We start from the raw sequence: 10,712 nt of genomic DNA on the forward strand, positions 1-10,712 counted from the left end.
GGTTTAGTTTTTATGTCCGAAAACATTTAAAATGGCTTTCGCCTTGATGACCGCTAATTGTGGTAAGGTTAACCAGTACCGATAAAGGTTAAAGGCCAATAGCAATAAAGCTATGGTGAGAATTAAATGTTCATCATTTGGTAAAATAATCATCAATACAACCCCAATACTGGTAAATGCTACCGATAATAGGGCTACATTAAAACCCTGATGAGGCCATTCCAAACCAGCATTGATTAACCACTTCTCTGCAATTTTTGTAAAAGCCACTGATGCCGCAATTTCTGACAGCAGCAAAGCCATACCAGCACCTTTAATGCCCAATACCGGAACCAGGATTAAGATTCCGACTACAGCAATAACTGCACTCATTATAGAAATCATCAGTTGTGGTTTCAATAAATTATTGCCTTTCACCACAGCAATACTAGGTTGGGATAATGCATAAACCAGTACTCCTATTGAAAGCAAGGCAAATAACCAGGGATCAAAACTCAGCTTGCCCCTTGTCCAGGTGTTGTAAATTAGTGGGATAAAAGTTTGAACCACAAGTAAACACGGCGCAATGATGGCAATGGTCACTAACCACAATGTACTAAATGCCACTTCTGTTTTTTCCTGATCGCGTTGATGCAAAAAATTCATGAGCTCAGGCATCAGTGGATTAATAATCGTTCTTAAACCTTGTAATGCTACATTAGATCCGGTTCTGATGGTCGAAAATACCGCAATACCAGTAGCACCCATAATGGGCGACATGATTAGTCTTGCGCCCTGCTGACGAACATTTTCCAAAAATCCGGTTACGGAAAGATTGGTAGATTTCTTAAAACTGGTCCATCCCAATGCAACAGATGGCCTGATCACTTTTACATGGTGTTTCTTCAACAGCTTCAGCATATCAAACCAAACAGGAAGATCAAAAGCCACTTTGGCAATGGCCATGACCATTCCCGCAGTTAAGAGATTAGCGCCAAAAACAACTGAAATGGCTGGTGATAGCAGCAGAACGGTATTGGTAAGTACACTCCACCATGCCATCCGGGGGTAATAGCCGAAAGTAGCCATGATCCGGTTTAATAAACCACCAACCGTGTTGCAAAGCAGCCAGATAATCGACTGAATCAACAGGATATAAAAAGCTTGTATGGCCTTTGCCTTTAATGCCGATCCGAGATCTTTAAAAATCATAGGCAGAATATCCAGCCAGTAAATCAGCAAGACCACAATGATCTGAATCAGGCCTAAAATGATGGCCACCATCATACCCGAAGAAAGTAATTTACTTATCTTCTTTGGCACCCGGCTGCCCAGCTTCAAAAACTCATAGGCCATATATTCCTGAAAACCCAGATCGAAGGCACTGAGTAAGCTTGAAAAAGACAACACCGCAAGCCATAACCCATAGGTAGATGCATCCCAGTAACTTAAATATAAGGGCACCAGTAATATTTGCGCCAGCATAGCCACTGCGATTTGTACCCAGGACGCGATGGTTCCGGAAAGAATTCTTTTTGAAGCGGACATGAAATAGCTTATAATTAAAGTGGAATGGATATAAAGATTAGAATCTTAAGGCAAGATCTGTAAAGGCACCCGAAACCAGATTCTTATTGCTTTTCTCGCTATAGTAACCATAATCCAATGCATAACCATATCTGCTATCCATGTAAATGCCGTTAAAAACGATAAACATATTTTTGACTTTCTCTTCCTGGTACAGTTTCTCAATAAAACTGAGTTCTGATTTGGCCGTGTGATTATGCCTCACCATATACAAACACACATCTGCAAACTGCGACAGAATTAACCCATCGGTTACCAGGTGCATAGGCGGCGAATCGATGATGATATGATCATATTCTGCGCTCAACTGCGAAATTAAATCAGCCATCCGGTCACCCTCTAACAATTCAGACGGATGCAACGGAATTGGTCCCGCTCCTATAATAGATAGATTCTCATTAAAAACAGAAGGCTCAATAATGGCATTCAAAGCGGCTTTACCTTCCAAAAAGCTGCTCAAACCAAGAGATGAATTTTTAGCCCTGAATATTTTTGCAATCCGTGGCTTGCGAAGGTCCAATTCAAGAATAATGGTTTTCTTACCAGTGGCCGCTAATGACAAGGCAAAATTGCTGGCGACAAAACTTTTTCCCTCACCGGCAACGCTCGAACCAAACAGAATAACCTGGTTACTGGAAGCACTGGTTTGTTGTAAAATATTGGTTCGCAGGTTCCTGATCTGCTCCGTAATGGCAAAAGCCCCTTTCTTCAACATCACCAGTTCATTCTTACCGCTTTCATGAATCAATTCAGCAATAACAGGTACTGATGTACCCAACTGAATATCATTCACCGTTAAAATTCTATTCCTCAGGTTTTTTCTGAAAGACAATAAGCCCACCGGAAAAATCATGCCGAGCAAGATGGCTATGGTTAAAGGTCCCTTTTTCTTCGATTCAGGTTTTCCGGCATAGGCATTTTCTACAATCCGTGCATCCTTAAGGGTTGATGCATAACTCAGTGCTACCTCTTCTCTTTTTTGCAAAAGATAAATATAAAGCCCTTGTTTAATATCCATTTGGCGTTTGAAACTCACATACTGTCGCTCCTGCACCGGAATATCTTTGATTGAACTTTCAAAACCGGAGCTAATCTTCCGCAATTCGCGATTGGTCGATACAAGAGAGGATTTGATATTACTAATTGAACTTTTTATTGCCGCTTTGGTACTTTTAATCTGAGAGTTAAGCGGATAAAATATCGGGTTACTTTCAGGAGCAGTAGCCAATAACTGGTCTTTCTCCAATAGTAAGGCACTTAATTTCCCTACCAGGGCCACCAATCCCGGATCTTCTATCCCAATCGTTGCCGGTGGGCTCGAAGCATTCTTTTCAGAATTTACATAACGCTCAATGCCATTGATAATATTCAACTGAACGCTTACGGCACCAAGTTTTCCGTCATTTGATTGGGCATTATCTAAGTAATACTGACTTTTAGCAGAAATATCAGTTAAGCCTACGCTACTTTTATAACCTTCAACCGTTTTCTCTGCCTGTGATAATTCGCCACGTAAAGATGCCAGCCGGTCATCGATGAACTTTAAAGTAGTAAGCGTTTCCTTATTCTTATTTTGAATATTAGAGCTTTTGTATACACTAATTAAGGTGTTTAATGTCCTGATTCCCCTCAATGGTACCTGATCTTCGATATTAAGCTCAACCATAGGCGCTGTTTTATTGAAGCTGGTTGATATTTTTTCCTGATAGGCGGTAACCGCTGTTTCCAACGGCACAATATCTACCTTAACGGTTTCACCCTGATAATTTTTTAACTTATCAGTGGACAGTAAAGTAAAATTCCCGAAACTTGTTTTTACAGGTTCGCCAAAACGACCAGTGATTTCTTCATCATTATGCATGATCTTAAACTGCTTCCCATCAATAATTTCAACCTCAAAATTCTGTGTGAATAAAGCTGTTTTAGGCTTAATCAATTGCAAACGGAATGGTGAAGAAGTATAAATATCAACTGTTTTAAGGCTTTGCTTAATGCTGTAATTTACCCAAAGCTGCAAAGAGTCAACTACATTTCTGATTAAAGGACGTGATTTAATAATTTCAACCTCACTTTCCACCAGTTTACTGCCTGTAGAGAGAGAGAGCTGTTCCATAGCGGCTTCCTTTACATTCGTTTCCTTATTCTTATTGTCGTTAATCGAAATTTTAGCTTTTACATTATAAACCGAATTGGTTGAGCTGATGTAAACAAATGCAAGTACGATAGCAACGATTAAACTTAAGATAACCAATGGCCAGTGATAAAGTAAGTTGTTTACCACACCTGATATTTTATTTTGCCTTACCTCCGCCTGCTCTACAAATGGAGTGTAAATAAATTGTTCATTGTTATTTTTCATGGCTTATCTTAATGAATTCGAAAGAACGATTGCAACGATAGACAGTGCCGAAAGTACCAGACTAACTGTCCGGTAACCTCCGTCTACTGATGCATATTTGGTTTTGTCTGGTTGTACGTAAAGAACATCGTTATTCTTTAGATAATAATATGGAGAGGTAAAAAGCTTTGCCGAAGTAATATCTATCGGAATAAATTCTCTTTTACCATCAACTTCTCTGATGAGCAGAATATTTTTTCTTTTAGCCGTGATGTTTAAATCACCTGCCATTGTTAAAGCTTCCGTAACGGTTACGCGCTCGCTCACAATCTTATATACATCCGGTTTTAAAACATCTCCCATTACGGATACTTTAAAGTTGAGCATTCTTACTGTTACAGCAGGCTCCCTTAAATAGGTTTTCAATCTTTCCTGTATCTGATCTGCCAGCACACCCGTGGTTAAACCTGCTGCAGGAATTTTACCAATGAGCGGCAATTTAATTTCACCATGTTGATCTACCAGATAACCCGAAACCCTCGCGCTGGAATCGCTGTAGGCTTTTGGATTCAGGCTGCTAACGGTAATTCCCAGGATATCAGATTTTTGAATAGTCAGCGGACTAAAGTTTTTAATGTCTTCCGAACTTTGCTTATTCTTGTCCAGATCCTGGAAGTAAGGTACATTCTTGTAAGCATTACATGCCGAAAGCAATAGCATAGCCGTTATGGCATAAAGCAATAAAATTTTGTTTTTCATAATATAGTAAATTACACTGGGGGTATAGCTTCGCCATTTCACTTACAGTGATCCTTTTCGACGAAATTGAATGCAGAGAAATTGGTGAATCGCATTCAAAAAGCTTCTGCGAAAGTAAGGTGTATTTAATCCCTTAAAAACTTTTTTGATGGGATGGTTAGCAGAACGTGGTGTTTTGGGAACATTACACGATCATAATTATGCACAAAAGAGAAATTGTGTTTACTTATGGAAACCTTTGCTGTGCAAAACCATCAATAAACCATCATTTAAACATAAAAAGAGTATAAACAACTAATTATCAAACTAATGAGTTTACATAAGTTCACATTATGATATACATATGTAATCTTTATACGACATTAACCACAGATTTTCGGTTATTTTACATTGTCATCCTTAATAATTATGAATTTAGCAACCATCTCACTTCACCAGGTGAGAAAAAGAAAATGGAAAGTGGTATACACACGATCCAATTATGAGAAAAAAGCACATGATTTACTTAATCAGTGCGGATTGCACAGTTTCTGCCCTGTGATAACCATCAGAAGCAAATGGGCAGATCGATTTAAGCTTATTGAAAAGCCGCTTTTCCCTTCTTACTTATTTGTTTATGTCAATCCTGCAGAAGAGCAAAAGGTACTCGCTATACAAGGCATTCTAAATTATGTGAATTTTGGCGGTAAGCCGGCCATCATGCCAGATGAAGATATCACCAGGATTAATGATATCCTTTCCACCTACCAGGATATAGCAACGATTAGCAGCAGGCAATTGGCTGTTGGAGACCAGGTGATCATCAATAAAGGTTTTAAGGCTGGTACCCGGGCAGAGATTCTGGAAGTGGAAGAAAGAACAGTATTATTAATACTCAACCAGCTTGATTGTGCCCTGGTGGCAAAGGTTCGCGTTGATATCTCCAATATCATTCCCACAGCTAAAACAATTTCAACCCATCTTTAAATCGAACACTAAATCCCAGTTTATTACGTAATATGGAACTTCATCACGGCCAGACAGTAGAAAGAATTATCAGAAGAAATGGATATAGCATTGCAGAATTAGCCAGAATTATCAAAGTTAACCGCCGATCTGTATACAATTGGTTTAATCAAAGACACCTGAAACCCGAGATCATTTTTCGAATAGGATCTGTTCTAAATCATGATTTCTCTTCAGAATTTCCTTCTTTATTTGTTAAAGGTGAGACAATAGGCAAAACCACCTTTCATTATACCGAGTCTGCAGAAAATGCGCCCGGTTTAGAAGATGCGAACTGGAAAGATAAATACATTGATCTGCTGGAGAAATATAACGAACTTTTACAATTATGCATTAAGAATAAAGGGATGATACTGTTTATTCTGCCGCTGCAATGCTTACTATATTTTTAAGAAAAAAACCAAGTTCTTTCAGGAGCTTGATTTGAGGCCTGATTTCACCTATAGGCGTATTGGCATCAGCGCAGTTAATTAACCGCTCTGAAATGGAATCCAGTACCACTTCAAAGTTTTCTTTTTCTACAGACATAAAGTCTTCACAATGATTTAAGAAACTCACGTATTCTTCTGCATTGAAAGCGTATGTAATTTCTTTTACCTTAAATAAGGGTGATGTAACAGGTACTTCAGCGGGCATAGAATTTTAAATTATGGATTGATGTAATTAATATGCTTAGAGTTTTGTAATGAAATACGTTCGACAACTTAAGTTACGCTTTTTCATTATATCATACTCCGAACCAATGAAAATGAATAGTTTGAATGCTCGTATTTAATTCATATCTGATTAAATGAATGAATCTGATTACCGTAATTGATTGATCAAAAATAAAACAATTATCCGTATTTATAGTCCACATTGTTGGATTCTTTTATACGAATAAATGCCATAATGTGTGAAAATTTGAGCATCTTATCTTAATCTTTTTTTAGCAAAGCCTTTAATTCCTGTAAACCCTGATGTTAGAGCGTAATGTTTTGATGTTACATGGAGCAGATATGGTTTAGAAAAGGGATTATTTCCGTAAAATTGCAGTATGAATAATAACCCTGCCACCCGATTAAATAAATTCATCAGCGAAAGCGGATTATGTTCCCGCCGGGAGGCAGATCGCTTTATCGAAAAAGGTAATGTGTTTATCAATGGTAAAAGGGCTAAAATAGGCGATCAGGTTTTGGCCGGAGACAGGGTCATGGTGAACGGACATCATATCGAACCTAAAGAAGAAAGCAGCTTTATTCTTCTGGCCTTCAATAAACCAACCGGAGTGACCAGCACCACCGAATCAAATGTCCGCGATAACATCGTGGATTACATTAACCACAGTGAACGTATTTTCCCCATTGGCCGTTTAGATAAAGATTCATCGGGATTAATTTTCTTAACCAATAATGGCGACCTGGTGAATAAAATCCTGAGGGCAGGTAACAAACATGAAAAGGAATATGTTGTTACCGTTAATAAACCCATTACCGATGATTTCATCTTTGAAATGAGTAATGGTGTACCCATTCTGGGCGTCAATACCCGCAAGTGTAAGGTGAGGCAGGTGAGCACTTTCGTTTTCAATATTACATTGATTCAGGGTTTGAACAGGCAGATCAGAAGAATGTGTGAACACTTCGGATATGAAGTGACAAAATTAGAAAGGACGCGGATTATGAACATTAATCTTAAGGGCATCCCAACAGGAGAATTCAGGGAATTAACGGAAGAGGAAATGGCCGGAATCATGAAAAGCGTTGAGAAATCATCTTCCGAAGCAAGCCCGAAAGTAAAAAGCTCTGCAAAGAAAAAGAACAATACCTGGGACGAAATTCCAGAATTAAGGGAAGAAGTTAAAAAAAATCACAAACCTAAACATTCCGCTACGGCTAAACCAACAACTAAAAAGCATACCGGTTCATCTTCAGCTAAAAGCAAAACCACCGGCAAAAGCACCTCTGCCAATAGAAATGCCAAACCGGCAAAAGGTAAGCCTGCAGGAAAATCAAATAGCAGATCAAGAGGAAGATAGCCTGCTAATTGTAAAATTCTGAATCACAACAATTTGCTTTCTGCTTTCGCCTTTCAGCTTAAGTGCTTTTTAAGTACCTTTGCAGCAAATGGTAACAGCAAAAAAGATAGATATCCGCTCACTTGATTTAGCACAATTGCAACAGCACTTAATGGCTATGCAGCAACCTGCCTTTAGGGCAAAGCAGATTTATCAATGGCTATGGGAGAAATCGGCAATTAACTTTGATGAAATGAGCAATCTTTCTAAAGATTTGCGAAAAACCCTTGACGAAAATTTTGCCATTAATGCGGTCCAGGTTAACAACTCACAGTTCAGTAATGATCATACCATTAAAAATACTTTCCGTTTAGCCGATGGCAATATTGTAGAGGGCGTTTTAATTCCATTAGAAGACCGCATGACGGCCTGTGTAAGTTCACAGGTGGGATGCAGTTTAACCTGTAAATTCTGTGCTACAGGTTATATGGACCGGAAAAGAAATTTAAATGCAGATGAAATTTACGATCAGGTTGTGCTGATTGATAAACAAGCCAAGCAAAATTACAATAACCCCTTAACCAATATTGTATATATGGGCATGGGCGAACCATTGCTAAACTATGCCAATGTATTAAAATCTATCGAACGCATTACTGCACCCGATGGTTTGAATATGAGTTACAAGCGCATTACAGTTTCTACCGCCGGCATTGCCAAAATGATTAAAAAATTAGGCGATGATGGTGTTAAATTTAACCTGGCACTTTCCCTCCATGCGGCAGATGATAAAAAGCGAAATGAGATCATGCCCATTAACGAAGCGAACTCATTAAAGTCACTCGCGGAGGCATTAAAATATTATTTTGCAAAAACCAAAAACCCGGTTACCTACGAATACATTGTTTTCAATCATTTTAATGATGAAGTTACTGATGCTATGGATTTAGCCAAATTTTGCAAGCACATTCCTTGTAAGGTAAACCTGATTGAATACAACCCTATTTCCTTCGCTGATTTTACCAATGCAGAAGGTGATAAAATTGATGCCTTTGCCAGTTATCTAAAATCACAAGGGATTACCACTAACATTCGCCGAAGCCGCGGAAAAGATATTGATGCCGCCTGCGGTCAGTTAGCAGTGAAAGAAAGTTAAATTAAATTTTGACTTTTTATTTCAACTAAAACAGACTCAATCTGTTCAAAACCAGGTCTACGGCCCACATCTGTCAAATGGCAAGATTTTTCTAATGCACGCAATGCAGAATAAAAAGTATCTTGCTCTTCTGATACATATAATGATAATAGATCGTCAACTAAATGTCCAAAAGCACTTACTTCTATTCGCTCCATTGCATGTGAGAAATCTGAGTAATCCCGCTCATACCGGGTTGCGGCACCAAAGTCACCGAATAAGGTTTTTCCATCCGCATCAATCAACATGTTGTGCGCATATAAATCACCATGCATAATCCCTTTTTGATGCAGATGATTAGCCACTGAAGATATAGCGGTTAGAATGTTCATGATTTGCCCGGCAGAAAGTCGCTTATCCGAATCAAATACATCCCTGGTACAGGTATTTAGTGATGGCGGATTTCCAAGATTTGTGTAATGTTTCGGGATAAGCTCCATGACCAATCCAGTTTTTGATTCAGACGAATCATTAGTTTGACCAATGATTTTCACTAACGCCTCATGGTCACCGGCTTCAATGCTGGAATGCATTTCATCTTCCGGATAACCATCGCTGGTAACATCACCCTTAAATACTTTTACGGCTACATCCTGGAGCATTCCATCGCTTGATGCACGGTAAATGGTTCCTGATGCACCTTCTCCGAGTTTGTCTTGAATTTTTAAGCTATCATAGGCAATAAATGTTACTCCCCTCCCGGATATGGATGGTCTGCAGCATGGATTTCCTGAAAAAGCCAGCCATGATAATGCTGGTAAATTAAACAGCCAGGCCGGTAAATATTCGATCTTATTGGCCGAGAGTCTCAAAAGTGCGAGTGCTTTGCAATGCTGTAATTCGTCAGGTAATTCCGTTAATCTATTGCCTGCAAGCATCAGCTTCTCCAGCCGATAACAATTTCCAATACTGGCAGGTAGTGCAGCTATCCTGTTATTGGTTAAAATTAACCACCGTAAATGGCTACTAATTGCAAGATCAGGAATATGTTCAATACAGTTTGCTTTAAAGCCAACAATGTCAAGTAATGGACAATCAGCAAGTACTTCAGGATAAATGGTAAATGCATTATTGGAACAAAAGAAAACTTTCAATTTCCGAAGTTTCCCAAAATCGGGAGGTAATTCTGACAAACGGTTAGCAGATAGGTCTAGATATTCAAGTGTATCGGCCAGATCTAATATTTCGATAGGGAAGGTTTCCAGATCTGCTGAAAGTTTTAACGAAGTACAACCATTCAGTTCACCACGTTTCAATTGCACTAATGTTTGCACCATATTATTGTTTTCACAAAGATAAATTTATAGTGTAATATCACATAATGATAATCCCATAGGTTTACTCTATTGAGTGTAATTGATGATAATTTACCATTCAGTTACGAATACATTAAGGTTACATTAGTGTTCTTAGCATCATGTATAAAAGATTCATAAATCAATTTCAACAATTCTTATAAAGCCTGAATCAAATTCAGAAGGAATGCGCTTAAGACAGATGTTTTTCAGACTTCAAATGCTGCTACACAACGTTTCATCACTCTAAATCTGCGAAATCTCTAAGATCTGCGGGAACAATTATAGATGAGTCCTATTTTGTTGTTCGTCGATCATTATTCATTAGTAGTCTTAAAAAGATCCCGAATTTCAACGACACAACGTTTCATCACCCTAAATCCGCGAAATTCTCTGAAATCTGCGGGAAACAATTATAGATGAATTCTAATCTCCTTGTTCTTCTATCGTTATGGATAGTACCCTTAAAAACATCCCGAACCATGTCTCAGCAAGAAGAAAGGGTAGGATATTCAAAAACAATTCAGCCTTTGCTACTTGGTCTTTGCTCTTTGCTCC

9 protein-coding genes are annotated in these 10,712 nt (G+C 38.6%); 4 read left to right on the forward strand and 5 right to left on the reverse strand.

Going from position 1 to position 10,712, the window contains the following annotated elements; translation table 11 throughout:
* Positions 1 to 3: 3 nt before the first annotated feature.
* The 3 genes from OQX64_RS20865 to OQX64_RS20875 are packed head-to-tail and all read right to left on the reverse strand — an operon-like array spanning position 4 to position 4,663.
* Positions 4 to 1,527 (reverse strand): lipopolysaccharide biosynthesis protein, encoded by a 1,524-nt coding sequence (locus OQX64_RS20865; RefSeq protein ID WP_265820209.1) that lies wholly within the window; start codon positions 1,525 to 1,527, stop codon positions 4 to 6.
* A 37-nt stretch (positions 1,528 to 1,564) separates the two neighbouring features.
* Entirely contained in the window at positions 1,565 to 3,925 is a 2,361-nt protein-coding gene (locus OQX64_RS20870) for a GumC family protein (RefSeq protein ID WP_265820210.1), read from the reverse strand.
* A 3-nt stretch (positions 3,926 to 3,928) separates the two neighbouring features.
* Positions 3,929 to 4,663 (reverse strand): polysaccharide biosynthesis/export family protein, encoded by a 735-nt coding sequence (locus OQX64_RS20875; protein WP_088302396.1) that lies wholly within the window; start codon positions 4,661 to 4,663, stop codon positions 3,929 to 3,931.
* 408 nt (positions 4,664 to 5,071) lie between these two features.
* On the opposite strand from OQX64_RS20875, the gene OQX64_RS20880 reads away from it, so the two are divergent.
* On the forward strand, positions 5,072 to 5,629 hold the full coding sequence (locus tag OQX64_RS20880) for a UpxY family transcription antiterminator (RefSeq protein ID WP_265820211.1): 558 nt from the start codon (positions 5,072 to 5,074) through the stop codon (positions 5,627 to 5,629).
* Positions 5,630 to 5,661: 32 nt separating this feature from the next.
* Entirely contained in the window at positions 5,662 to 6,060 is a 399-nt protein-coding gene (locus tag OQX64_RS20885) for a helix-turn-helix domain-containing protein (RefSeq protein WP_088302393.1), read from the forward strand.
* Here the strand turns inward: OQX64_RS20885 and OQX64_RS20890 are convergent.
* The gene (locus OQX64_RS20890) at positions 6,026 to 6,304 is read right to left on the reverse strand and encodes a hypothetical protein (RefSeq protein ID WP_088302391.1); all 279 of its coding nucleotides are present in this window, start codon (positions 6,302 to 6,304) and stop codon (positions 6,026 to 6,028) included. The genes OQX64_RS20885 and OQX64_RS20890 overlap by 35 nt on opposite strands.
* A 400-nt stretch (positions 6,305 to 6,704) precedes the next feature.
* Between OQX64_RS20890 and rluF the strand changes: the two genes are divergently transcribed.
* A complete protein-coding gene (gene rluF, locus OQX64_RS20895) occupies positions 6,705 to 7,685 on the forward strand; it encodes a 23S rRNA pseudouridine(2604) synthase RluF (RefSeq protein ID WP_088302390.1) in 981 nt (326 codons plus the stop codon).
* Positions 7,686 to 7,773: 88 nt separating this feature from the next.
* Positions 7,774 to 8,820 (forward strand): 23S rRNA (adenine(2503)-C(2))-methyltransferase RlmN, encoded by a 1,047-nt coding sequence (rlmN, locus tag OQX64_RS20900; protein WP_265820212.1) that lies wholly within the window; start codon positions 7,774 to 7,776, stop codon positions 8,818 to 8,820.
* On the opposite strand, the gene OQX64_RS20905 is transcribed toward rlmN, so the two are convergent.
* Positions 8,817 to 10,136 carry a leucine-rich repeat-containing protein kinase family protein gene (locus OQX64_RS20905; protein ID WP_265820213.1) on the reverse strand — a complete coding sequence of 440 codons (1,320 nt, stop codon included), beginning with the start codon at positions 10,134 to 10,136 and terminating at the stop codon, positions 8,817 to 8,819. The two genes, rlmN and OQX64_RS20905, sit on opposite strands and share 4 nt — an antisense overlap.
* Positions 10,137 to 10,712: the final 576 nt, after the last annotated feature.

It is taken from the genome of Pedobacter sp. GR22-10, assembly GCF_026239715.1.
In the GTDB taxonomy this organism is placed as follows: Bacteria; Bacteroidota; Bacteroidia; order Sphingobacteriales; family Sphingobacteriaceae; genus Pedobacter.